The organism is Flavobacterium cupreum (genome assembly GCF_003996965.1).
Classification (GTDB): Bacteria; Bacteroidota; Bacteroidia; order Flavobacteriales; family Flavobacteriaceae; genus Flavobacterium; species Flavobacterium cupreum.
The window spans coordinates 130,065-156,547 of record NZ_QWDM01000006.1; the positions used below are offsets into that span (position 1 = coordinate 130,065).

Below are 26,483 nucleotides of genomic sequence, written 5' to 3' on the forward strand. Positions count from 1 at the left end.
ACGGGCTTTGTATTATATTTTGAAAGAATTACTTATTTTTTGCGCTTCTCATTTTTCTTGCTAAAAGTGTATTTTTCAACAACATTGCAATGGTCATTGGTCCTACTCCACCCGGAACAGGTGTAATAAAGGATGCTTTTTGGCTTACTCCCTCAAAATCAACATCACCTTTTATGACATACCCTTTTGAATTGGATGCATCCTCTACGCGGGTAATTCCAACGTCAATGATTACCACTCCGTCTTTTACCATATCGCCTTTTAAAAATTCAGGAACTCCTAAAGCGGTAATGATAATATCGGCATTTTTAGTGAATTCCGCTAAGTTTTTAGTTCGGCTGTGCGTCAGCGTAACAGTTGAATCACCAGGATTCCCTTTACGGCTCATTAAGATGCTCATTGGGCGTCCTACGATATGACTTCTTCCAATCACTACGGTATGCTTTCCGGCAGTTTCTACTTTATAACGCTCTAACAACTCCATAATTCCAAACGGTGTTGCCGGAATGAAACTTTCCATTTCAAGCGCCATTCTTCCAAAGTTGGTCGGGTGAAATCCGTCTACATCTTTATCCGGATCGATCGCTAATAAGATTTTTTGTTCGTCGATATGCTTCGGCAATGGTAACTGAACGATATATCCGTCAAGGTTATCGTCTTCGTTTAGTTCTGCAATTTTAGCTAATAAATCGGCTTCGGTAATATCCTCAGGCAACGCTACTAAAGTGGAATCGAAGCCAATTTGCTGGCAGGATTTTACTTTACTTCCCACGTAAGTTAAACTTGCTCCGTTATTCCCTACGATTACTGCTGCCAAATGAGGTACTTTTCCTCCGGCATCTTTAATCGATTGAACTTCGGCTGCAATTTCGTTTTTGATGTCTTCAGCTGTTTTTTTACCGTCTAGTAGTTGCATTATATTGTAGTTAAAATGTTTCAGGTTTAAAGTTTCAAGTTGTAAAATTGAAAGTTCTTATTTCTATTATTTAAAAAAGTTTCAAATTTCAGTCTCAAAACCTGAAACCTGAAACTTGAAACTTTTATTTTATTATCTCGGCATTCCGCCTGGCATTCCTTTCATGCCTCCCATCATTTTCATCAGGTTTTTTCCGCCCGGACCCTGCATCATTTTCATCATCTTGCTCATTTGGTCGAACTGCTTCATTAACTGGTTTACCTGCTCGACTTTCGTTCCGGAACCTTTAGCGATCCTGGCTTTTCTTTTTACATCGATTATGGAAGGTTTACTTCTTTCGACCGGAGTCATCGAATGAATGATCGCTTCAATGTGTTTGAAAGCATCGTCTTCGATTTCAACATCTTTCATGGCTTTTGAAGCACCCGGTATCATTCCAACCAGGTCTTTCATATTACCCATTTTCTTCACTTGCTGGATCTGCGTTAAGAAATCATCAAAACCAAATTCGTTTTTAGCGATTTTCTTCTGAAGTTTTCTGGCTTCTTCTTCGTCAAATTGTTCCTGCGCTCTTTCCACAAGAGACACCACGTCCCCCATACCTAAGATACGCTCGGCCATACGATCCGGATAGAAAACATCAATTGCTTCCATTTTCTCTCCTGTACCGACAAATTTGATTGGTTTATTTACAACCGATTTAATAGAGATTGCAGCTCCACCACGGGTATCACCATCTAATTTTGTCAGGATAACTCCATCAAAATTTAAGATATCGTTGAAGGCTTTTGCTGTATTTACGGCATCCTGTCCTGTCATAGCATCTACAACGAACAAGGTTTCCTGTGGCTGAATTGCTTTATGAACACGCGCAATTTCATCCATCATTTCCTGGTCAACTGCCAAACGTCCGGCTGTATCGACGATAACGACGTTAAAACCGTTTGCCTTAGCGTGTTTAATTGCATTTTGGGCAATTTCAACAGGGTTTTTATTTTCCGGTTCTGAGTACACCTCAACACCTATCTGGTCTCCCACAACATGCAACTGATTGATCGCCGCAGGACGGTAGATATCACAAGCTACAAGAAGTGGTTTTTTGTTTTTCTTAGTTTTTAGAAAGTTGGCTAATTTTCCGGAGAAAGTCGTTTTACCGGAACCTTGCAAACCTGACATTAAAATAATGCTCGGATTCCCGGAAAGATTTATTCCGGCAACATCGCCACCCATTAGTTCTGTTAGTTCGTCTTTTACTAACTTTACTAATAACTGACCTGGCTGAAGTGTGGTTAAAACATCCTGACCTATTGCTTTTTCTTTTACTTTGGTCGTAAAATCCTTAGCAATTTTAAAGTTCACATCGGCATCTAATAAGGCACGACGAACTTCTTTTAAGGTATCGGCAACGTTTACTTCTGTAATTTTCCCGTGTCCTTTTAGTATATGGAACGCTTTATCTAACTTATCACTTAAATTATCAAACATATTATTTTCTTTATTTGAAGTGCAAAGATAATCTAATTAGATATTTCAGGCAATTTTTATTTAGCTGCATTTAACCGCAAGGCACGCAAAGCTTTTGCGCAAAGTTCGCTATTTTTTTTTATTTGATCGCAAAGTTTATTTTTCTCGCAGATTTAGCAGATCTGGCAGATTGTTTTTTAGGTTATGTATGAAAAAAAATGCTAAATCTGCGGGAAACAAAAAACGCAAAGAGTATAAAAACCTTTGCGCCTTTGCAACTTTGTTCCTTTGAACCTTTTTTAAATTAGAACTGAAAATAAATAAACGGCTGAGAACCTGCTACTGCTGTTGCGTAAACAATCCAATACACGAAACCTAAAATGATCGCTTTAATCAATAAAGGAGTCCGGTCGAAAGTCCATTTTAGTTTTGTCGTGAATATTTCAGGCAGGAAATGCCAAACATAACCGAACAGCATTAATAAGAATACATTTTTGTATCCTAAAACTATGGCTTTCCATTGTTCCGGTTCGAAGGTTAACTGACAAATATTATTGATGACCTGCAAGGCTGTTTCGAAATCTCTGGCTCGGAAAAAGATCCAGCAGAAAACGACGAAGTGAAATGTAATCAGGATGGAGAAAAACTTCCAAATGAAACTAGAACCTTCTTTTTTAGAAGGGAAAAGTTCCATGAAAATTTTATGCACTGCTAATGCCAGTCCGTGTAAGGCACCCCAGATAATGAATTGCGCTCCGGCTCCGTGCCATAATCCACCCAAAAGCATGGTAGTGAATAAGTTGAAATTGGTTACAAGCGTTTGATTTTTTTTCTTCGAAAGTAAAAATGTCAGGCAAAAAACGCCAATTGATCCGATTGCTATGGCCAGCGGAATAAAGCTTTCGTTCACATTTGACATGCCCCAAAGCAATAATCCGAAGAAGAATAAACTCGGAAACAAATATCCGGCAAATGTTCCCTCTCTGTTTCCTCCGATGGAGATGTATAAAAAGTCTTTTAGCCATGTTGAGAGCGAAATATGCCATCTTCTCCAGAAATCGGTAATCGATACTGATTTATATGGCGTTCTAAAGTTGGCCGGCAATTTAAATCCTAACAACAAAGCAATTCCGATTGCCATGTCTGAATATCCGGAAAAATCACAGTAAATCTGGATGGCGTATCCGTAAGAGGCCATTAAATTTTCGAATGAAGTATAACTCATCGGCGTATCAAAAACACGGTCTACGAAATTGATCGAGATGTAATTTGAAATTACCGTCTTCTTTATTAATCCACCGATGATCAGAAACAAAGCGTTATTTACATCCTGTTTCGTAAGGTTCAGCTTCTGATAAATCTGCGGAAGAAAATCTTTGGCACGTACGATCGGTCCTGCCACTAATTGCGGGAAGAAAGAAACGAAAAAGAGATATTCGATATAGTTTTTGGTTGGCTTGATTTCTTCACGGTAAATTTCGATAATATAACTCATCGACTGAAACGTGTAAAATGAAATTCCCACCGGAAGGAAAACATTATGAAGTTCGAAATGACCATTGAACATATCATTGTAGGTCACGATCATAAAATTCATATACTTGAAATAACCCAGTAATCCTAAGTTTAGGATAACACTTATGACCAGGTATATTTTCTTTACAGTGTCTTTCTTTTCCCTGTAAATAATCTGGCTTAGGCCATAATCGACTACGGAAGAAAGCAGTAATAACAAAAAGTAAATTCCGCTTGACTTGTAATAAAAGAAAAGTGAAAACAGAATAACGTATGTTAATCGTAAATAAAATGTTTTACGCAAAAATGCGTACACAAAATAGAAAACCAGAAACAATCCAAGGAACAAGCCTGTATTGAATAATAATTTTTCGTCGGGATTATATATGAACCAACTTTTGGCTTGTTCAATCGTAATTTCTCCAAAATTCTGAACAAACCAATCATTTATGCTATTACCTGTTATCAACTTACTTTTTTGATTTAAAATTATCGTATGCTTTTAAAAATGCCTCTGTAAAGAGTTTTCCTTGTTTTTCGTATCCTTTTTTAGAATAATGAACGAAATCCGGACCAATTAATCCTTCTGCTCTTAATGTTCTCACTCCGTTTAAGCCTCCAAATTCATCGTATAGATCCCAAACTGCAAAATCATCTTTTTCTGCAACGCTGTTAATACGTTCTGCATATTCTTTCACGTAAATATTTGGTTTCCTTTTTCTGTGTAGCGAAGGCGGCGGCGTCATTACAATAATCGGAACGTCAATTTTTTGTTCCTTAAGGTTACTTATGAATTCCTGCAATTGCCTGATATATGCAGAAGCTTCCATGTTGTCGTAACTTTCATTTGTTCCGAGAGAGAAAATCAGCAAATCGGGTTTTAGCGCTTTTAATTGCTCAAAAAACAGAGGGTATTTATTATAGTCTGAAAATTTAGCCCCATTTACGCCGATTCCGCTGTAGGTTATACCCGGAGTATCTTTCTCAAGCACCAGTCCGTTAAGTTCAAATTCTGACGCACTTTTATTTGGAATAAGGTAAATTCTGTCCAGTGCTTTTTCGGAGTTATAATAATGTGAAAAAGAATCCGCTGTAAGATTTAGCGGAACAAATTCTGAGCTTTTAATCTTTTTGGGTTTTGTTTCATTCGTCGGGATCTTCAGCGTTCTTCCTGCTCTGATATTAGCTGATTTCAGACCGTTTGCCTTTTTAATTTCGGCAATTGAAATATTATATTTATCAGCAATTACAGAAATAGCTTCTCCTTTTTTTATTTTATGCGTGATCACTTTTCGTTCCGTAGATTCCGTGATATTCGTTTGAGAGGAAATGGCCAAATCAAACATATCTTGATTTTGCGGCGTAATAATATGAATCGAGTTGAATTTATAAGCCGGATCTTTTATATTTAATTGTACTGCAAAACCGCCGTTATCTCTCCAGAGTCCGATGCCGCTTAAACCGACCGGTTTGCTTTTGAACGGATATATATTTCGATAACTTTCCCAGGTTCTGTTCGAATAAAACCTTTCGTTATAAGAACCATTTGTCTTTGCCAGTTGATATGGAAAAACAAAACCGCGACCCGCATTTCCGAACTGCTGCTGTAAAATTTTTCTAATTTTATTGGTCATTAAATCTCCCTGAATGTGAGAATCACCAATATGAACAATATTTATTTTCTGGTTTTTGCCATTCTCATTTTCTTTTAATTTCTCAAAAACACTTTTTAATACCTGGGCATTATAAATGTGATTTCCCCTATAAGTTTCAATCGTGGCGGTATCGATTTTACTAATCATGTTTTTAATTGTTGAAAGTGAGACTGACTTTTGCGCTTTACTGTTTGCCGACCATAAAAGACAGCAAAAGAAAATAATAAGTTTATTCATTTACACTATCTTTTAGCACAGATACGGAATCTGCTTTAGTTTTTCTGACAGGTTTTGGTCGCTCCCCTGCTTCCCGTTTTTCACGCAGTACTTTATATTCTTCGTAACCTTTGTTTAGCTGACTGTACAATAAATTTCCGATGGCCTTTGCTCCGCGCTGGTTGAAGTGCGTATAATCTTTATTGGCTCTGGCAGGAGCTTCATCTACCCATTTTACCATTGATCCGTCACCACCCATCAAGGTGTACAGATTCACGAATCCGGATTCGGTCTCGAGGGCATATCTTTTTTGGGCTTTCATTAAAGGGACTACCGCGGAGTCGGTTTTCATTTCAAGATCATATTTCGTCGATTTATCTGCCGTTGAAACAATCAGAATAGAAACGCCAGGAAAAGATTCCTTTATTTTAGCTACTGTCTTTTTCATCCCTCTCTGGTACCAGGAATAATTTTTGGTTCCGTAATTTAAGACATTTGTTCCATAATGTAAGATGATAAGATCGTATTTCAAATTATGATTAAAGGCCTGCATTACGCCTGCATTGAACATTGAAATCGGCAATCCTGAATTTCCTCTTTGCGAAAAATTATCCACATGAACACCAGTTCCGTTATCAAAATTAAATCCATAAATCGGAATAGAATCCGCCTGTATGAAGTTTGCTTTGAATGATTTTATACTTCCCGAAGTCACTTTCAGGGTATTCACCAGATTATTTGGAGAAAGGGTTTTTCGCAAAGTATCCTTGCCGATAATAAAGTTCACATTCCCCTTTTTTGAGGCCTTTCCGTAAAACAAGGTCGGGTTATCTAAAGCCGTAGAGAATTTAGTCAGTCCTGCTTCATATTGTACCCAGGTAGAATTTGATTTGTCATTTGCAAAAAACACATGTCCGTTTACTCCGAAAGGACTTGTTGGTTTTTTTACATTTAAATACGATTGTGTTTTCCAGTTTTTGGAAAAAAGTGTTTTCACAGAACCTCTGGAAGCGGAAGATTCAGAGATTATCGACACAAAACCTACTCCGTTTCCTCCAAAACGTTCCTGATAGTTCATGCGGACGTCCTGTACAATTAAGTCACCATCGGTCATAGAATCTCCATAGTAAGCGATTCTGACTTTAGATTGCGGGTTTTTTTCCAACTGATATAATTTCTCATAAAAAGAAATCAGGTATTGATATCCTTTATAATTATCGAAAGTTTCAGGCGGGAATTCTATTCCTTCAGAAGCATCAAAGATAATTTTTTCCCCTGCTTCCTTCTTCTCATCTTCAGAGATACTGTCTTCTTTTTGAGATAACGAATCATTGGCCACCGACTCTAAGAGCAGGCTGTCAATAAGTATGTTTTTGGAATCCAGTTTGCCTTCCGAAAATATTTTATCCGGTAAGACTTGTTTAAATCCAATGAAAGCTATGAATGCTAATGCTACAATGGCAAAAGACTGAAAAAAATAAGATTTTGTATTCACTTAGTACTTATAAATTTTGAAGAAAGGTTTTCTAAACCCCGGTTTTTAAATTCCTGTTAATTGCTATAAAAAAACATCCGCAAAGATAGGATTAAACGTTAATTTATAATTTTTTTTAACGATTAAAATAAAACAAAAAAAGAGGCTAGATAAATCTAACCTCTCTCAAAAAAAAATAAAAAAAACAAAGCTAATGATTAATTGAAATTATGCTTTCGCATTTATTTAGAATAAAATAATCTTTATAGTTTTTAATTTTCGCAGTGAATTATTTTAGGATCGCATACTCAAGCGTTACATTTCCTCTCTCTCCTGCTTCATTCAGCATAGAAAGAAATTTCACTTTGTAATAGTTTCCGGCTCCATCTTTAACCACATAAAAACGATCTGTTCTGATACTTGGCAAAGTTGTATCACTTCCGCCATTTCTCCAGCTGGCTCCAATTACTCTTTGATCCGTAAAAGAAGTTTTAAAATTATCTTCTACAACTTTTGCTTTTGTAAAATCGGCATAAGATCCTCCTGCAGCAACCAAAACCTGATAAACCTGCGTTCCTCCTTTTAAATTTGTGGTAATGAAATCGGCATAACCGTAAGTAACCTCACCATTCCCCATGTTCAGGTAATTTGTAAACGTAGTAAAATTCAGATCCCATTTTTCTTTTTCAGGCTCAACAGAAACAGTGTTTCCAGAAACTACGCTAAAGAATGAAAAGTTAAATGCGGCATCTTTAGTAATGATTTTCTCTGTAAAAGTTGCTGAAGCTAAATCTGCGTATTGAATTTTATATCCATTTCCACTTCTTAAAATCCTAACTTTTTTCCAGCCTCTTGCTTCGCCATCAACACTCACCGAACCAAGACCTGGTTTTGTAGTTCCAACAGCTAATCCCAGGTTTACCAGATAAACTTTGTTATCTGCATCAGTCGCTGAAACCTCAGCAATTGCAGTTCCAATTCCGGCTCCTGCTCCTGCTAAAACTCCTGTTGGATTATCAACATATCCGTTTGATGCAAGATTTTCACCGCCAATAGCCAAAACAGCCGGATCGCTTGTTTGAGGTAAAGTAATATCTGAAGTTGCTAATTTTTTCGCAGCCATTTTAAGAGATCCGTTTAAAATCACTCTAAACTCTGACCCTGAAGCAAAACCGAAATCCCAGGTTGTTCTGTTTACAGACTTAGATTGTGCCGTACTTAAGTCAACATAAATCTGATTGGGCTGATTTGGGCCTCCAACGGAAGGTTGTAAAGTTGCTCCGACTGAAGGTCCTTCCGTAGCAGGTGTATTGTCGTCGTCACTTGAGCATGCCGCTAGTGATACTAAGGCTATTGATAAAAATAATAGTTTTTTCATTGTATTTCTGTTTTATATTAAAGATTAAGGTTATATGCTAATTTTAAAAAATACGACCGGCCGTACGCCAGCATTACTTCGCCCGGCGCTGCATGTCCAGCCGTTTGATTTGTATTTGTCTGATTTACATTGGTGATATCAAAAAGATTTCGGGCTCCAATGGTAACTTCAAATTTTTCTTTAAGGAAGTTTTTGCGGGCTGACATATCAAGCCAGTTACTTTGGCCAACATCTGATAAGATGAATGAAGAAGATCCCTCTATAAAGCGCTGTGTTTTTCCATTATATTTATAATATCCGGAAAATGTAGTTTTCCATTTTGGGAGGAAATAAGAAAAACTTGCATTTAAATTAAAAGAATAAAGAAATTTATCATCTGATGTAAACACCTTGTTCTCTATTTTTTGTGAGATACCAATAATTGCAGCTCCAAAATTAAGACCCAAATTATCTTTTCGAAATTGATTGGTTGTTGAAAAATTCCAGACTTTATATTTACTTATATTGATGTATTGATATTCCGGATTACCTGTATCCGTATTAAATCCTGTCAATGCCATATCTATTCGGTCATCTACATCTAAATAGCTTCCGGACAGCGTATTTGACATTTGTAATCCTGAAGAAAATACAGTTGTCTTTTTAAAACTGGTTTCATAAGAAGTACTGGTTTCGGGGATAAGATTTTCGTTCCCGATAAAGAAATGTCCATCAAAGATTAGTTTGGAATATAGCTCTTCAAACGTTGGGGTACGGAATCCGTTTCCATAGGAACCACGAACCTCAATTCCTTTATCAAATAAATATCTCAAGCCTACTGAAGAGGCATATTGATTTTCAAACTTTGACTGGGCTGAAAATCTTATTCCGGGCCTAATCGAAAATCTTTGAGTTGCCATAATCTCCGAAGAAGCAAAAAAATCATAATTCTCAATCGTTTTTCGAACTGGCACAAAAATATTGCTGGCCTCCTGAACCAGTGAATACCCCTGATTGTTTACGAATTCATATCCCAACTGTAAATCAACTTTCTTGTCTGTAAAAAAATTACTTACTGTTCCTGTAGAATAGAGAACCTCCATGGATTGGTCTTTTACCTTAACATTATTTGCTTCATCCTTAGTTGCAAAAAGATATCTAAAATCCTCAACATCACGCTGTTGTTTTTGATGCGAAAGAGAAACATTATAATTGAGCTGAGAAAATATTTTACCCGTTGCATTTAAATTATGGAAATACCTGTTTGTCAAATATCTTTTATCATCAGCGTATCTGTAAGATCCTTTAACGGGACTAAAACCTGATTGCACAGTACTATTAAAATAGTCTACGTTTTCATCCAGGTATTCAAACTTATAGAAAAAACGAAAATTATCTTTGTTGTAAGCTATTAATGCTGTACCATTTAGCTGATCTTTTGGCAACCATCGATACCCTCGTGAACCATCATTTTCATTATAATCAATTCCGTTTTTATCACTCAGGTGACCTTGAAAGTCATTACGATTTGCGCCTACTGAAACAAACCAGTTTTTATCAAAATTATGAGTAACCCTTACAGACTGAATATGTCGCCCTTCCTTAAATAGCGAATACTCGTCGCTAACTGTTTCTTCCTGAACTGCAGCATTGATCCCCCATTTATATGGTGATGATTTTTTTGTAATAATATTTAAAACACCACTAACTGCATTCCCGCCATAGGTAACTCCCATTGAGCCCTCGACAATTTCAATATGATCTACATCATTAAGATTAATCTGAGATAAATCGGTGTTATTTCCCAAACCTGCTTCATTGACCAAAGGAACATTATCCACCAAAATTTTAAAATACTGTGCATCTAAACCAAATAAGGAAACAGTTGATCTTCCACTTGTACTACTTGGTCGTACTGTAATGTTTAGATACTGATTTAAAACGTCAGCTAAATTATTTGCGGCTAAATTTTGTATGTCCTGACTTGAAATTACGCGAACATTAAAAACTGATTTTTTTATGGACTGGGGCTCAAACTGCCCGGTAACCACCACCTCGGAAAGTTTATTTACAGCCGTACTATTCTTTTCCTGGGCAAAAGAAATTTGGCAGGAAAGAGCGACTGCAAAGAGGGTAAATTTTATTTTCATTATTTTTATTCAATCTTAATAATGACGCAAATATAGAAACTATTTTTATTTGTTCTAAATAAAAAACATATATTTGCAAAAAATATAAAACCAAAATAATAGTTATGATTACAAAAAGCCTTTATTTTTCAGCCGTTATGGCTTTGACCTGTAGCCTTGGTTTCAGTCAGGACAAAAAACAACAAGACATTAACTCCATTAAATCAATGTGTGGCTGTTATGAAGTGAAGTTTAATTTTGCAGAAACTTTTCAATACGCTAAAGATTCGGCAAACTACAAACCTTCTCTAACTAAACATGAATCTGCCTTAGAATGGGTGGAACTTTTGGAAGATACTCCTAATAAAATCGTCATGCAGCATTTATTGATCGTAAGTGATGACATGATTATCAAACACTGGAGACAAGACTGGCTGTATGAAAATACAGACCTGTATGCATTTGACAAAAACAATTCCTGGAAATACAAGAAACTGGACAAAAAAGCCGTAAAAGGACAATGGACTCAAAAAGTGTTTCAGGTAGATGATAGTCCAAGATATGAAGGATCTTCAACGTGGGTTCATGTAGACGGAGAAAACTACTGGTCAAACGTAGCTGATGCACCTCTTCCAAGAAGAGAGCAGACAAAACGTAATGACTATAATGTTTTAAAAAGAAGAAACATTCACGAAATTACCGCTACCGGATGGAATCATGAACAGGATAATGCTAAATTAATCCGAGATGACAGTGGAAAAGACGTTGTATTAGCAGAAGAAAAAGGATTTGATGTTTACACTAAAGTGCCGGATAGCAAATGTATTGCCGGTCAGAAATGGTGGAAAGAAAATAATGCACTGTGGAAAAATGTCCGTGATAAATGGCAGACTCTTTTTGACAGACATAAAGACTTAAACTTAGAAGCAAAAATAGATAGAAAAGCCCTTTACTCTTTATTGTTTGATTTAAAACCAAACGCTACAAAAGCAGAAAGTGATGCTATTATCGACAAGTTCGTAAAATAAAAATGTTTGTGTTAGTTGTAAAAAGCCGATAGTTTCAGGACTATCGGCTTTTTTTATAAACAAAAACCGTTTAAAAATTAATTTAAACGGTTTCCCTTTATCAGTTATACTAAAAGCTTACTAATTCAAAATAGTTAAAAATGAATAAAGGGTTTATTGTTTGGTAAGAATTCTAATTTTATTTATCCCAAAATAATTTGGTTGCTAATTTATCCCCTCCAATTGCTGTAGCTGCAGCCTTATAATTGGAAGCATTTAAGGTTTGTTCCCTTATCGGATAGGTCATTCTTGACGGAACTTTTCCTTCAGCTGCTGCATCAGCATTAGACGGAGGAACAAGAGCCGGGAAATTTAATCTTCTCGCTGACGTCCACCCTTCAAATCCTCTGTTAAACAAGGCATACCACGCCTGGTCCCCGATTTTTTGTTGCCACGTTCCTGTAGCTGTAGCATAAGAAACTGCCGGCTGGCTAAGGTACGCATCAGCATCTGATGCTGTAACACCCCAATCCTGCATAGAGGCCTTAATTGCTTTTGTATAATGTGAGGCCGCACTACCACTTATAGCTACACCCCTCTCGGCAGCCTCGGCCAGTAAGAATTCAACTTCGGCATAATCCAGATATGTACCTTTAAAATCAGGAAGCTGAAGTACGTCACCAATGTGAGTAAATTTTCCAAAACTATTTTTAATCCCTACAATTCCGCCCTTATATGGTAATGGTTTTCCATCGGCATCTTTTAAGTTTTGGGCAAAATAAACTTTTGTTCTCGGATCATTTTTTGCCACTAATGCGTCGACAAAGGGCTTTGCAGGTACAAAATCATGTCTTCCGGAAAAAACTAAATCTACATATAAAGGATTCGTGTTGGGAACACTAACCTGATAAGATATTTTGGCATTGTCTCCATTTGAGGTAAAAGTGCCGTTTGAAGCTGAAATAATAGCATTGTCTGCTATAGCTCCTTCCAATCCGGAAGCTTTTAGATTAATTCCAAGTTTCAATTTAATACTATTGGCAAATTTTATCCATTTTGCTAAATTATCTCCATAAATAACATCTGCCTTTCCAAAACCGGGCTGTGAGACATCAATATTTGCAATATCGGCATTAAGACGCACAATTAAATCCTTGTAAATTTCTACAGCTTTATCATATTTAGGCAAATAATTCCCTGATCCTTTTAAAGCTTCAGAATAGGGAATATCGCCAAAAGTATCAACAAGAATCTGAAAAGAATACACCGTCAGGATATCAATCATTGCCAGTTTATTTTTTCTTACTACAAATTTTGGCAGCAAATTCAGGATCAGAAGCTAAAATGACTTCGTTCTCGAGGTAAGATTTCGCCTTAGCCAAATCACTCAATGAACCGTCATTCGTTGAAGTACCGGACAAATAAGCTCCCCAGTGGTTGTCTGAAATTTTTCTGGTTGTCCATTGATAAACGGACTCATCGGTATAAGTTGTTTCGGTCCATTGCTGATTGACCAGTCTAAAGATATTTTTATTAACGCTGGTATTTACGACCTGCTCGGCTATTCCTTTTTCGGCACTTGTAAACAAAGATGCTGCCGGTACTACGGAAGGATTTTTTTCATCCTCAGTCAAATCACTGCAAGAACTCAATAGCGCTACAACACTTAAAAAGTAAATTATTTTTTTCATGATATTCTATATTAAAATTTAAATGTTAAGTTGAATCCTATATCTCTTGTAGTGGGCAGTGATCCGATAGAATAACCTCTGGATTTATTTCCGGAAGACAAACCGCTTTCCGGATCAGCGTAAGGCAGGTTTTTGCTAATAATCCATAAATTAGATCCGATCAGACTAAGGGTTGCCGAATTTACAAATGTGTTCTCAAACATTTTTTTAGGGAAATTATAAGAAATAGAAACTTCTCTTAATTTCACGTAGGAGGCATCGTAAATAAATGCTTTATTAGGCGCTGCCAAATAACCATAGTTATTAGAATAAGTTCCGGGATTTTGGGACATTACTTTATTTGGTGTCCCGTCCGGAGCTACACCTGCATTTAAAACTCCTTTTTCTCTAATATCCCCCACTGCTGTTTCTTTATACAATCCGGTTGCAAGACCGTAGTACATATCAAGTGAAAAAATATCTCCGCCTTTTTGGGTGTCAATTAAGAAACTCAACGCGAGATTTTTATACGCAAATTTGTTTCTGATACCCCCAATCCAGTCCGGGGTAACATTTCCAATTTTTTTGTCTGATGTACTGGAAATCATATATTTTCCCGTTTTCTGATCGATAGTACGCTGACCGTTTGTATACACATAGTCAGTACCCTGAATGGCACCATAGGGCTCATTAAGAGTAGCATTTACAGTTACTCCTCCATTGTACGAAGCGATCTGCATGTTTTCTACTCCTGCCGGCAAAGAGATTACTTTACTTTTATTATTCGACCAGTTTACAATAACATCCCAACTAAAGTTTGCCGTTTTTACCGGAGTTCCCGAAAGTTGAATTTCCAGTCCGTTATTTTCTACATTCCCGCCATTTACCCAGGCATAGGTGAATCCTGCTGCTGAAGAAACCTGAGTAGATACAATCTGATCTACGGTATTGGTTTTATAATAAGTGACATCCAGCCCTAAGCGTCTGTCAAAAGTGCTTGTTTCCAAACCAATTTCAAATGATTTTGTCCTTTCCGGTATAAGGTTGGGATTTTTGTTGGTAGTGGGTAATGTATAGATTGGTTCTCCATTAAAATTAGAGCTCCTTTTGTATGTATTGATTAAACTTAAAGGCTCTGCATCATTACCTACTTCTGCATAATTCAGTCTGAATTTACCCAAATTCAGCCACTTTGCTTTTACAACATTAGAGAAGAGAAAAGCACCCGAAATAGCAGGATACACATACGCATTATTCTCCTTTGGCAATGTTGAAGAAACATCTCTTCGTATAGAAGCGTCAATAAAGTAAGTATCCATAAAGCCTAAAGATCCCTGGGCATAAATACCGCTAACCCCCCATTCTGCTTTATTTTCAACTGGAAAAGGCAATTCATATCTGGAATTTGATAACGCATATATTCCCGGCGTAACCAAACCTCCTATAGTAGACGAAAGTATATTATCTCTGTTGTTTTTTCTAATATTTGATCCCAACACACCCGTTAAGCTTATATTCTCCCCAATTTTTTTATTGAAGTTTAACATCAAATCATAGTTAATTTCTTTAAAATTGATGTCTTGTCGCTGATAACCTGATGTTTCATCTACTGGTGATAATCCAAATCCCGAAGCAATAGAACCTACTGCCCTTCTTTCTTCCTGCAGTTGTTTGTATGTATCTAATGAAACCCTTCCCAAAACGCTAAGCCAGTTGGTTACTTCGTAATTTAGCGAAGCATAACTAAACAATCGTGTTCTGTTATCTGAAGAATAATTTTGATAACGGGTAAAATAAGGATTATCCCAATAAATAGGCACCAATCCCTTGGAAGAAGTAGGATCTGCCCAGTTCCAGGTTACGTTTTGGCCGCCGGAAGCATTGTACACATTTTCCAACTCTTTTATATCTGTATTAACCTGCCACCATTGTCTAAAAGAACCAATCAGATTATCACTATAACCGGTTGAATTTCGACCAACAGTATTCTGCAACGTTACCGCGGCATAAGCATTCGCAGTTAATTTATCCGTTATTTTTTGACTAAATCTGGCACTTATCTGATTCTTTTTCAATTCGCTATTCGGCAAAATCCCGGTTTGAAGTGTGTTCACATAGGACATGGAAAGACTGGATCTTTCGGTTGCTTTTTCAATAGACAAACTGTTGGTATTTGTTTTTGCCGTATTGAAAAATGTAATTGGTCCATTTTTGGCAGCTGTCCATGGAGTTGCTTTACCATAATTTTTTGAATACGGTGTAAAGGCATCCCACTGATAGACCGGTTTTCCTGTAAAAGCATCTCCGTATGAAGCATCATTTGAAGTATCAACTGTTGGAATGGGACTGGCGGCGTCTAAAAAAGAACTGCCAAAACCATACCCTGAACCATACTTTGTCTGGTATTTGGGAAAAGTAGACTTGTCAACGCTGCCAACTGTTAAGCTACTTGAAAATGTAAAACCAACTTTATTGTCATCCCCCTTTTTACCTTTTTTGGTAGTTACCATTACTACTCCGTTAGCAGCTCTGGATCCGTATAAGGCTGTAGCGGCTGCCCCTTTAAGAATATTAACACTTTCAATATCTTCCTGATTAATATCCCCGACATTGTTACCATAATCATATCCGCCGCTGCCTTGCGCCTGACTGGAAGTATTATTATTTGTGTTATCAACGGGTACACCATCGATGACCCAAAGCGCCTGATTATTTCCGGTGAGGGACTTATTTCCACGGATTACAACATTGGTCGAACCTCCAAAGTTTGTATTCCTTGAAACTTCGACTCCGGCTGCCTTACCGGATAGAAGGTTCGCAACATTTTGATTCCCGGCACCACCGCCAACCAGGTCTTTACCTGAAATCTGCTGAGAAGCGTATCCTAATGATTTTTTCTCTCTTTTAATTCCTAATGCTGTTGTTACGGTAATTCCTTCCAGTTCTGTTGCATTAGCGATCATCGTAATATTAGCATTAGCGGCATTCGCTGGTACTTCCTGCGTTTTCATTCCGATATAACTGAATACCAATACCTGATTCGATGCTGCACGAATAGTATATTTCCCGTCAAAATCAGTTTGCGTACCTGATTTCGTTCCCTTAACTAAAACACTAACGCCGGGCAAAGGCATTCCTGCATTGTCAGAAACTTTTCCTGTTACTGTTTTTTCCTGTGCAAAAGTTAATTGCAAAACAAGCGCGAAAAACAGCGACATTACTCCTTTTAATTTTTGTTTCATGATTCTTAATTTTAAAATTATGGGCCGAACTTATTAAATTAAAATATTTTTAACAAGAATAATTACATATTTAACATTATAAAATGTAAATATTATACTACTTTATTAACTTTTAAAAAGATTAAATTACAGTAAAATCTTATATTTTAAATATTTAGTTAGTGATTACTGATAGGAGAAAATTTAAAAAAGAAAGGCATTGAAAATTATTGAACGCCAGTCTTACAAAATAAAAAAACCGTCCAAAATTCATCAGACGGTTTTATCCTTAATATCTATTAATAACTAAAAGGGTACTAATTCAAAATAATTAAAAATGAATAATAAGGAGAATATCTATAATCTCTAAAATCAGTATTTGCGGGGAATTTGTGTGGATTTGTTACTAGTGCTCTTTTGTGGTATTTGAGCTGCAAATTTGGTTTGAACCGACCTTTTGGATTTGCCTGTAAACGAAGTAGGAAAATTAATATAATATATTTATATATGCAAATAAAATCTTACTTTATTTTTAAAATAATAATTAAGAAGTAAGACGAATGCCTATTTTACAAACATAAACAGCACTAATTCAAGTATCTAAGCAAAAAAAAAGCCGATAGTAAATTTACCATCGGCTTTTATAAATTTATTGAAATTTACATTCTCTCCGGAACTTCAATTCCTAATAGTGTAAAGGCAGCTTTTATTACTTCACCCACTTTTTGGGAAAGCTGAACTCTGAATACTTTTTTAGTCAGATCAACTTCTCCTAAAATATGTACAGACTGATAAAATGAGTTGTATTCTTTTACCAGATCGTATGTATAATTGGCAATTAGTGCCGGGCTGTGATTGTGAGCGGCATTTTGAATTACTTCGGGGAAAAGCTCGATTTGTTTTACGAGTTCTTTTTCTTTTTCGTGTAACGCTGTAGTATCCGTTTTACTTGCAAAATCGAAATCGGCTTTACGAATAATCGACTGGATTCTTGCGTAAGTATACTGAATAAACGGCCCTGTATTTCCGGCAAAATCTACTGATTCTTCAGGATTGAACAAAATACGTTTTTTAGGATCTACTTTTAAAATATAATATTTGAGGGCGCCAAGACCTATTGTTTTGTACAATTTCTCCTTTTCTTCGGCAGAATAACTATCGAGTTTTCCTAAATCCTCAGAAATTTGTTTTGCCGTATCGGTCATGTCCTGCATCAGATCATCGGCATCGACAACAGTTCCTTCACGGCTTTTCATTTTTCCGGAAGGTAAATCAACCATTCCGTAGGATAAATGATACAGACTTGAAGCCCAGTCGAAACCTAATTTTTTCAGGATTAAGAATAAAACCTTAAAGTGATAATCCTGTTCGTTACCAACCGTATAAACCATTCCGCCAACATCGGGCATATCTTTTACACGCTGAATGGCTGTTCCGATATCCTGGGTCATATAAACGGCCGTGCCGTCTGAACGAAGTACAATTTTGCGATCCAGACCTTCATCTGTCAGGTCAATCCAGACTGAACCATCAGGATCTTTTTCGAAGACCCCTTTATCAAGTCCCACCTGAACTACATCTTTCCCTAACAAATATGTATTACTTTCATAATAGTATTTATCAAAATTAACTCCCAGATTAGAATACGTAGTCGCAAAGCCATCATAAACCCACTGGTTCATCATTTTCCACAGTGTGATCACTTTTTCATCTCCGGCTTCCCATTTTTTAAGCATATCCTGAGCTTCGATGATCACCGGAGCCTGTTTTTTCGCTTCTTCTTCTGTTTTACCGGATGCCATCAATTGGGCGATTTCAGCTTTATACGCTTTGTCAAACTCTACGTAATATTTACCAACTAATTTATCTCCTTTTAAATTCGAGCTTTCCGGAGTTTCTCCGTTTCCGAATTTCTCCCAGGCCAGCATCGATTTGCAGATATGAATTCCACGATCGTTGATAATTTGTGTTTTATATACTTTTTTACCTGAGGCCTTAATAATTTCCGCTACGGAGTACCCTAACAAATTGTTACGAACGTGACCCAAGTGTAATGGTTTGTTGGTATTTGGCGACGAATATTCGACCATAATGGCTTTCTCCTCCGGATTTGGAGTTGCATAACCAAATTTTGCATTGTCTTTTATTTCATTAAAGAAATTCAAATAATAACTATCGGCAATTACAATATTTAAAAAACCGGATACTACATTGAAACGCGCTACTTCAGTAACATTTTCCACCAGATAATTTCCAATTTTATTTCCCAGTTCGACAGGATTGCTTTTAATCACTTTTAATAAAGGAAATAGTACCATTGTGATGTCTCCTTCAAACTCTTTTCTGGTAGTCTGAAACTCGATTTTATCAACAGTAACATCAAATAATGCTTGTATTGCTTTTTGTATAGAAGGTGTAAGAATTTGTGATAATGACATGTAAACTTATTTTAAAGTGAGCAAATATACTGCTTATTCATCAATTAGAGAAAATCAAAAACATATAAAATTCCTGAAAAGAGTCAGAATTTCACAAAAAACACAATCTTTCAATTGTTAAAATTATCAAAAAATCAAAACCTTAATCCATTATAAAACAGCAGATCTCACAAAAAAACAAAATTTATTTTAATTTTTCTGTAACATATCCACCACAAAAGAGTCTTAATAGGGACTTTGAATTTATTTCCAAAGAAAAAAAAGAAAAACTAAAAACAATCCTCATCATCAATCAAATCAAATCAATCAAGTACCACATTATGAAATTAAAATTCTTTCTGTTCGCATTACTGGGTGTAATGGCAACAGCACAAGCTCAGAATTCGGGGACAGTCTCCGGAAAAATTACCGAAAAATCGAACAATGCCCCAATTTCATATGCTACGGTTTCGATCAAAGACAACGGAAAAGTTGTTTCCGGGGTAAATACAGATGATAATGGTGATTTTAGCATTAAAAATTTAGCTTTAAAAAATTATACCATCGAAATTCAATATATTGGTTTTAGAAAATATATCGGTTCTGTTATTTTAAGCGATACCAAAAAGGAAGCTATCGTAAAAGTGTCCCTTGAAGAAGAAGCGACACAGCTAAAAGGTGTAAACATTGTAAGCGAACGCTCTACAATAGAACAAAAAATTGACCGAAAAGTGATTACTGTCGGAAAAGACCTGACTACGGCAGGAGCTTCGGCATCTGACATCATGAATAATATTCCTGCTGTAAACGTAGATCAGGACGGAAAACTTTCGCTTCGCGGAAACGATAATGTGCGTGTATTGATTGACGGAAGACCAAGTACTATTGATCCGGCGCAGTTATTAAAGCAGATTCCTTCAACTTCTATCAAGAAAATTGAATTGATTACCAATCCAAGTGCCAAATACAATCCGGAAGGAATGTCCGGAATCATCAATATCATTTTGCATAAAAATGCCAACACGGGCTTCAACGGAAGTTATAGTGGTGGTATCACTTTTGGGGAAACGGCCAAATACAATCAGTCATTAGATTTGAATTATAAAACCGGAAAAGTGAACTTTTTCGGGAATGTGGGACAAAACTTCGGAACGTACTACAATGATGGTTTTATCAGAAGAGAAAATCCGGAAACTACCCAGAAAATTGATGTTACCAATGAAAATGATTCCTATCTGTATAAAATTGGAATGGATTATTTGATTGACGATCGCAATACACTTTCGGTTTACACCAATCAGAACAAGTCAAACGGTAAAGGTTTTGTCAACACTACTGTTGATTATAGTAAAGTACCCGCTTCTGAAATTGCAACTGTTTTTCAAAAATCAACCTATACAGGTCCGGATCAGGTTGGGACTTATAACTTAGCATACAAACATATCTTTAAAAAAGAAGGCCATACTTTGGATGTTGAAGCCAACTATAGCGATAATAAAGAGACACAAAATGCTTCTTTCGATACACAGGAGACCATAAAAACAGGCAATACGTCACAAAACGTTATTTATGATGACTATATCAAAGGTGGCCGTAAATTAAGCACTGTAAATGTGGATTATGTAAATCCGTTAAACGACAAAACGACCCTTGAAGCAGGTGCTGAAGCCAGAATCACAAAAACTGATAATGATTACATTACCGGAAATACGTTAGCGCCACTTCCGGTTTCTAATTACACTTATGATACTGATATTTATTCTGCTTATGTAACATTTGGTCAGAAATACAAAAAATTCAGCTATCAGCTTGGAGCCCGTTTCGAAAGCTATAAGGTCGTTGCTAACTTAAATAACGGTCTTAAAAAATTTGATGATGATTATATTACGCTATACCCATCGGCTTATTTAACGTATAACCTGAACGAGAAAAACACCTTGCAGCTGAGTTACAGCCGTCGTGTGGACCGTCCAAGTTTAGAGCAGACAAAACCTATTCGTGAGTTTTCTACTCCGTTAGTAACGTCACTTGGAAATCAGGAATTGAGACCTCAGTTCACCAATTCTGTCGAAGTAAATTACACTAAAACCCTTGAAAAAGGAAGTTTTACAACGGGTGTCTTTGTGAGAAGCATTAACGATCAGATTAGCAGAATTTTATCTCCGGATAATACAGACCCTACCGGTAACAAACAAATCCTGACGTATACAAACTACGATAATAATACTTCTTATGGTTTTGAGGTTTCTTTCAATTATAAAATTACAAAATGGTGGGATATCTCTCCCTCTATTGATTTCTCAAGCATTAACCAGCAGGGTGTTGTGTTTGAATACGATCCTGTAAAGCAAACCAGCAGTCCTTTAGAAAGAAAAATTACAGTTGGTGCTTTTAACGCACGTATGAATTCCAACTTCAAAGCAAATAAACGCCTGAGCTTCTTATTATTCGGATTTTACAGAGGCGGAGTGGACGGTCTTCAAAATAATAGTAAGGAAATGTACAAAATAGACATGGGTTCACGTTATACCTTGTTAGACAACAAGATGAACATCAGTTTACGTTTCAATGACGTATTCAATACCATGAAATATGCTTTTGATTCTAATTATCCGTACGCCCATACAGGCGAATTTACCTGGGAAAGCCAAACGGTTTATTTAGGTTTAACTTATAACTTTGGAGGTGCTAAAATCAAAAACCTGCAACGTAAACAAAGAGAAGATAATACTAGTAAAAGTGGTGGCGGAATGTTCTAACCTCTCGCTTTTATTAGCCAATTTTTAAATAATTTCTTGTAGAGAAAAGGCCTGGAGTTTGCCAACTTCAGGCCTTTTTTATTTAGCCTCAAGAGTAAAATTACTCAAAATTGGCTCTTATTTTTTTTATTTCCTCAGGATCTGCTGTTTCCGAATTATCCGTGATTGCAGAAGAATGGTAAAAAGTAGGTTCTAATTTTTCCTGTAACACCTGAATATTGGAAGATCTCAAACCTCCCCCGGGCATGACTATAATCCGGTTGCCGGCTAATTTTTGAATTTTCTCTAAAACCGAAATTCCTTCCAGAACATTTACACCTTGTCCCGAAGTCAGAATGGTTTTAAAACCGCAGTCAATTACATCTTCCAAAGATTGCTCTACGTTTTCCACCACATCAAAAGCCCTGTGAAAAGTACACGGAAGCGGACTTGCCAAATCCACCAGTTCTTTATTTCGTGTTTTATTGACACTGCCATCTTCCTTTAAAACTCCAAAAACAAATCCGTCAATCCCTAGTTTTTTAAATTGCTTAATGTCTTGTTTCATTTCGATAAGTTCCTCATCCGAATACACAAAATCTCCGCCACGCGGCCTGATAATGACGTGCATTTTTATAGACAATTGCTCCCGCACCCGTACTCCCAAAATATAATTAGGTGTTGTACCTCCGAGTTGCATATTTTCACACAATTCGATTCGGTCTGCTCCGTTCTCCTCGGCGATGAAAGCAGATTCCAAATTAAAACAGGCTATTTCGAGTTGATTTTTTTTCATTTTTTACGATATAATAACATTTTCCTGCCAAGCTCCTTCGTTTTCTGAAATAAACGAAAACGTCAAAAATAAAAAACCTGTTCAGAAACTGAACAGGTTTTAATATAATATTAAGACAGAAAGTTTACCATTTAATAATAGCGCTTCCCCATGTAAATCCACTTCCGAAAGCAGCTAAAACAACGGTATCTCCTGTTTTTATTTTTCCCTGCTCCCAGGCTTCTGTCAAAGCAATCGGAATAGAGGCCGCAGTGGTATTTCCGTATTTCTGAATATTATTGTACACCTGATCATCGGACAGTTTGAATTTGTTCTGAATGAATTGTGAAATTCTCAAATTCGCCTGATGTGGAATCAGCATATTGATATCAGAAACCTGTAAACCATTTGCTTCAAGCCCTTCATTGATCACCTCAGCAAAACGAACTACTGCGTTTTTAAACACAAATTGCCCGTTCATGTATGGATAATAACTTTCGTCATTCGGATCATTATCGGCCAGAATATCTGTTACCCAACGTGCTCCCATACCCGGTGCCTGCAAAGCCAGCTCTTCGGCGTGTTGTCCTTCTGAGTGTAAATGTGTGGACAAAATTCCTTTGGTCAAATCTTCTTCACGGCTTAAAACCGCTGCTCCTGCACCATCTCCAAAAATTACCGAAACACCGCGTCCGCGTGTTGTCATATCCAATCCTGTTGAATGTACTTCGGAACCAATTACCAAAATGTTTTTATACATTCCGGTTTTGATATATTGGTCTGCCACCGAGATTGCGTAGATAAAACCAGAACATTGGTTTCTGACATCTAACGCTCCAACAGTTCTTAAACCTAAATCACGCTGCACTAAAACTCCAGGTCCTGGAAAATAGTAATCCGGACTTAATGTAGCAAAAACTACAAAATCAATATCTTCTTTGGCAATGCCGGAACGTTCGATTGCAATTTTAGCTGCTTTTACTCCCATAGAAGTTGTGGTGTCCTCTCCACGAATGATATGTCTGCGCTCCTGAATTCCTGTTCTTTCCTGAATCCATTCGTCGTTGGTATCAATAATCTTAGACAAATCATCGTTGGTGACAACATTTGAAGGAACATAATATCCTAAGCCCGCTATTTTTGAATGATACATATTCTTTTATTATTTGTTAAAAAATTGGATTGCAAATCTAAGTATACTTTAAAACATAAGCGTACAAATTACTATTTTTTTCGTAATTGACAATTTAATATACTTTAATAATAGTTTATATTGATTCATTTTAAATTTCAATAAAGCAATAAATTCCTATAAAAACTAAAAAAAGTTAAATTTCGAACTTAAAATGTAACAAGACTAAAGTACATTAGACAAACATTTATCAGTACCAATTTTTTAAACCCCTAAAATTCAAATTATGAAATTAAAGGTTACGCTATTACTACTTCTAAATTTTGGCTTTTTTGGCTTTGCTCAAGAAAACCTGACTTATCAAAAACCCTCTAAATCAATTTTAGATTTGGCAGATTACGAAAGGGCTCCTTCTGTATCTATGGACACCAAAAAAGAATATATGCTGCTGTCTTACAGAAACACCTATAAAACATTAGATGATTTAAACCAGGAAGAACTCCGCCTCGCGGGTTTACGAATCAACCCTGTTACTAATATTTCAAGTACGGTGACTTATGTCAGCAACCTGAAAGTGCGAAAAATTAGCAGTACTGATGAAGTACAAGTTGCAGGTTTACCTGATAATCCTAAAATAAGCAATATTATCTGGTCACCGAATGACAAAAAAATCCTGTTTTCACACACTACCAAATCAGGAGTTGAACTTTGGGTTTTAGATGTGGTTACTGCAAAAGCTACAAAGTTAACAGAGGCCACAGTAAATGCTAATCTGGGAAATCCGTTCAGCTGGTTTTTAGACAATGAAACCATATTGGTAAAAATGCTTCCTAAAAACAGGCAGCCTTTACTGGATTCTAAAAAAGACCTGCCAACAGGACCAATTGTCTCCACTACTTCAGGAGAAAAATCCCAAAACAGGACCTATCCGGATATGTTGAAAAACAAAAATGATGAAATTAATTTTGAAAACAGCATGACTTCAGAATTATACAAAGTAAACATCAACGGAACTGCCACGCTATTTAAAGAAGCGGCTATGTTTGCCGGAGAACGAATTTCCCCTGATGGCAATTACATCATGCTGACTACGATTCAGAAACCATTCTCTTATGTGGTTCCTTTAAACAGATTCCCTTCCAAAACCGTTGTTTATGACAGCAGAGGAAAAGAAATCAAAACCGTTAACGAAGTTCCTTTAAACGAAATTATTCCTAAAGGTTTTATGGCGGTACGAAAAGGAAAAAGAGAAATGGCCTGGAGAAATGACAAACCTGCTACTTTAGTTTATGTAACTGCGTTAGACGAAGGAAATCCTGCAAATAAGGCAGACTTCAGAGACGAAGTTTTTCTTTGGGATGCCCCTTTTACAAACGATGCCGTTACTTTAGTAAAAGTACCTCAGCGTTTTTCTGTTATGACATGGGGGAACGATACTGTTGCCCTTGTCTTTGACGAATGGTATGATACCCGTAATGTAAAAACATATTTGATAAATCCATCAAATCCGGGGCAGGCTCCAAAAGTACTTACCGACAGAAATTCTCAGGATGTATATTCTGATCCGGGTACTTTCGAAACCAGAAAAAACGAATATAACAAATATGTCTTAGCAATCGAAAAAGACAATGCCTATCGTATTGGTGACGGATACACAAAAGAAGGCCAGTTTCCGTTTATAGATGAATTCAATTTTACAACCTTAAAAAACAAACGCCTTTACACTTCTTCTTATAAAGACAAAAAAGAAGATTTAATTGAAATTGAAGATTTTAAAACCGGAAAAGTGCTGGTACAAATCCAGTCCAAAAGTGACTATCCGAATTATTACTTCAGAAACATCAAAAAACAAAACAGCCTGACGCCAATTACAGCTTTCAAAAACCCTTTCGAAAGCATAAAAAATGTCAGCAAGGAAGTCATCAAATACAAACGTAAGGATGGTGTTGAACTTTCCGGAACATTATACCTGCCTGCCGGTTATGACAAGGTAAAAAAAGAAAAACTGCCTTTGTTAATATGGGCATACCCGGCGGAATACAAAGACAAAAACAGCGCAGGTCAATCGACACAAAATCCTAATGAATTTACGTTCCCTTACTATGGATCATTCGTGTATTGGGTTACTAAAGGATATGTGGTTCTGGACGATGCGGCTTTCCCTATTATTGGTGAAGGAACAACGGAACCTAATGACAATTTCATTTCACAATTGGTCGATAATGCAGAAGCCGCCATCAATGCCGTTGATGCCCTAGGCTATATCAACAGGAAAAAAGTTGCTGTGGGAGGACATTCGTATGGTGCTTTTATGACGGCTAACTTGTTGACACATTCTAATCTTTTTGCCTGTGGAATTGCCAGAAGCGGTGCTTACAACAGAACTTTGACACCATTCGGATTTCAGAGCGAGCAGCGCAATTACTGGGAGACACCTGGAGTTTACAATACAATGTCCCCTTTTATGAATGCCGATAAAATGAAAACACCACTTCTATTAGTACATGGTGAAGCAGATAATAACCCCGGGACTTTTACCCTGCAGACAGAGCGTTATTTCCAGGCTTTAAAAGGACTGGGAGCTCCTGCAAGAATGGTAATTTTACCTAAAGAATCTCATGGATATGTTGCAAAAGAAAACATCCTGCATTTGCTTTGGGAACAGGATCAGTTTTTAGAAAAGTATTTGAAAAATTAGTTTTTTTTTAAAAAGCAAAAAGGTTCTGAGTTACTGAGGTGCTAAGTTTTTTTTAACAACAAACCCGACAGGTTTTAGAACCTGTCGGGTTTTGTATTA

The 26,483-nt window shown here is 36.6% G+C and carries 16 protein-coding genes; 3 read left to right on the plus strand and 13 right to left on the minus strand.

The window, feature by feature from the left end; translation table 11 throughout:
* Positions 1-28 precede the first annotated feature (28 nt).
* The 7 genes from D0817_RS10800 to D0817_RS10830 form a co-directional block, all read right to left on the minus strand.
* Complete coding sequence (locus tag D0817_RS10800; protein ID WP_127338411.1) at positions 29-916, minus strand: bifunctional 5,10-methylenetetrahydrofolate dehydrogenase/5,10-methenyltetrahydrofolate cyclohydrolase; 888 nt, start codon at positions 914-916, stop codon at positions 29-31.
* Between the two features lie 132 nt (positions 917-1,048).
* Entirely contained in the window at positions 1,049-2,401 is a 1,353-nt protein-coding gene (gene ffh / locus D0817_RS10805; protein WP_127338412.1) for a signal recognition particle protein, read from the minus strand.
* 283 nt (positions 2,402-2,684) lie between these two features.
* Positions 2,685-4,364 carry an MBOAT family O-acyltransferase gene (locus D0817_RS10810; protein WP_127338413.1) on the minus strand — a complete coding sequence of 560 codons (1,680 nt, stop codon included), beginning with the start codon at positions 4,362-4,364 and terminating at the stop codon, positions 2,685-2,687.
* 1 nt (position 4,365) lies between these two features.
* Positions 4,366-5,697, minus strand: coding sequence for a GDSL-type esterase/lipase family protein (locus D0817_RS10815; protein ID WP_238160851.1), 1,332 nt, complete (start codon positions 5,695-5,697; stop codon positions 4,366-4,368).
* An 82-nt stretch (positions 5,698-5,779) separates the two neighbouring features.
* Positions 5,780-7,261 carry an SGNH/GDSL hydrolase family protein gene (locus D0817_RS10820; RefSeq protein ID WP_127338415.1) on the minus strand — a complete coding sequence of 494 codons (1,482 nt, stop codon included), beginning with the start codon at positions 7,259-7,261 and terminating at the stop codon, positions 5,780-5,782.
* Positions 7,262-7,529: 268 nt separating this feature from the next.
* The gene (locus D0817_RS10825; protein WP_127338416.1) at positions 7,530-8,618 is read right to left on the minus strand and encodes an HmuY family protein; all 1,089 of its coding nucleotides are present in this window, start codon (positions 8,616-8,618) and stop codon (positions 7,530-7,532) included.
* Positions 8,619-8,635: 17 nt separating this feature from the next.
* Positions 8,636-10,747 carry a TonB-dependent receptor plug domain-containing protein gene (locus D0817_RS10830; RefSeq protein ID WP_127338417.1) on the minus strand — a complete coding sequence of 704 codons (2,112 nt, stop codon included), beginning with the start codon at positions 10,745-10,747 and terminating at the stop codon, positions 8,636-8,638.
* A gap of 104 nt (positions 10,748-10,851) precedes the next feature.
* Here D0817_RS10830 and D0817_RS10835 point away from each other — a divergent pair, with 104 nt between their 5' ends.
* Positions 10,852-11,754, plus strand: coding sequence for a DUF6607 family protein (locus tag D0817_RS10835; protein WP_127338418.1), 903 nt, complete (start codon positions 10,852-10,854; stop codon positions 11,752-11,754).
* 178 nt (positions 11,755-11,932) lie between these two features.
* Here the strand turns inward: D0817_RS10835 and D0817_RS10840 are convergent, their stop codons facing one another.
* The 4 genes from D0817_RS10840 to argS form a co-directional block, all read right to left on the minus strand.
* Positions 11,933-13,018 carry a SusD/RagB family nutrient-binding outer membrane lipoprotein gene (locus tag D0817_RS10840; RefSeq protein WP_127338419.1) on the minus strand — a complete coding sequence of 362 codons (1,086 nt, stop codon included), beginning with the start codon at positions 13,016-13,018 and terminating at the stop codon, positions 11,933-11,935.
* 7 nt (positions 13,019-13,025) lie between these two features.
* Positions 13,026-13,424, minus strand: a complete 399-nt coding sequence (locus tag D0817_RS26425) for a membrane lipoprotein lipid attachment site-containing protein (protein WP_127338420.1) — start codon at positions 13,422-13,424, stop codon at positions 13,026-13,028.
* 11 nt (positions 13,425-13,435) lie between these two features.
* Positions 13,436-16,645, minus strand: a complete 3,210-nt coding sequence (locus tag D0817_RS10850; protein ID WP_127338421.1) for a SusC/RagA family TonB-linked outer membrane protein — start codon at positions 16,643-16,645, stop codon at positions 13,436-13,438.
* A gap of 638 nt (positions 16,646-17,283) precedes the next feature.
* A complete protein-coding gene (gene argS / locus D0817_RS10855) occupies positions 17,284-19,062 on the minus strand; it encodes an arginine--tRNA ligase (protein WP_127338422.1) in 1,779 nt (592 codons plus the stop codon).
* A gap of 320 nt (positions 19,063-19,382) precedes the next feature.
* Between argS and D0817_RS10860 the strand changes: the two genes are divergently transcribed.
* Positions 19,383-21,800 (plus strand): TonB-dependent receptor, encoded by a 2,418-nt coding sequence (locus D0817_RS10860; protein ID WP_127338423.1) that lies wholly within the window; start codon positions 19,383-19,385, stop codon positions 21,798-21,800.
* Between the two features lie 100 nt (positions 21,801-21,900).
* On the opposite strand, the gene D0817_RS10865 is transcribed toward D0817_RS10860, so the two are convergent.
* Together D0817_RS10865 and D0817_RS10870 are read right to left on the minus strand one after the other, a co-directional pair.
* Positions 21,901-22,575: a copper homeostasis protein CutC gene (locus D0817_RS10865; RefSeq protein ID WP_127338424.1), complete on the minus strand. Its 675-nt coding sequence runs from the start codon at positions 22,573-22,575 to the stop codon at positions 21,901-21,903.
* Between the two features lie 124 nt (positions 22,576-22,699).
* Complete coding sequence (locus D0817_RS10870) at positions 22,700-23,707, minus strand: 3-oxoacyl-ACP synthase III family protein (protein WP_127338425.1); 1,008 nt, start codon at positions 23,705-23,707, stop codon at positions 22,700-22,702.
* A gap of 265 nt (positions 23,708-23,972) precedes the next feature.
* Between D0817_RS10870 and D0817_RS10875 the strand changes: the two genes are divergently transcribed.
* Positions 23,973-26,384 carry a S9 family peptidase gene (locus D0817_RS10875; RefSeq protein ID WP_127338426.1) on the plus strand — a complete coding sequence of 804 codons (2,412 nt, stop codon included), beginning with the start codon at positions 23,973-23,975 and terminating at the stop codon, positions 26,382-26,384.
* Positions 26,385-26,483: the final 99 nt, after the last annotated feature.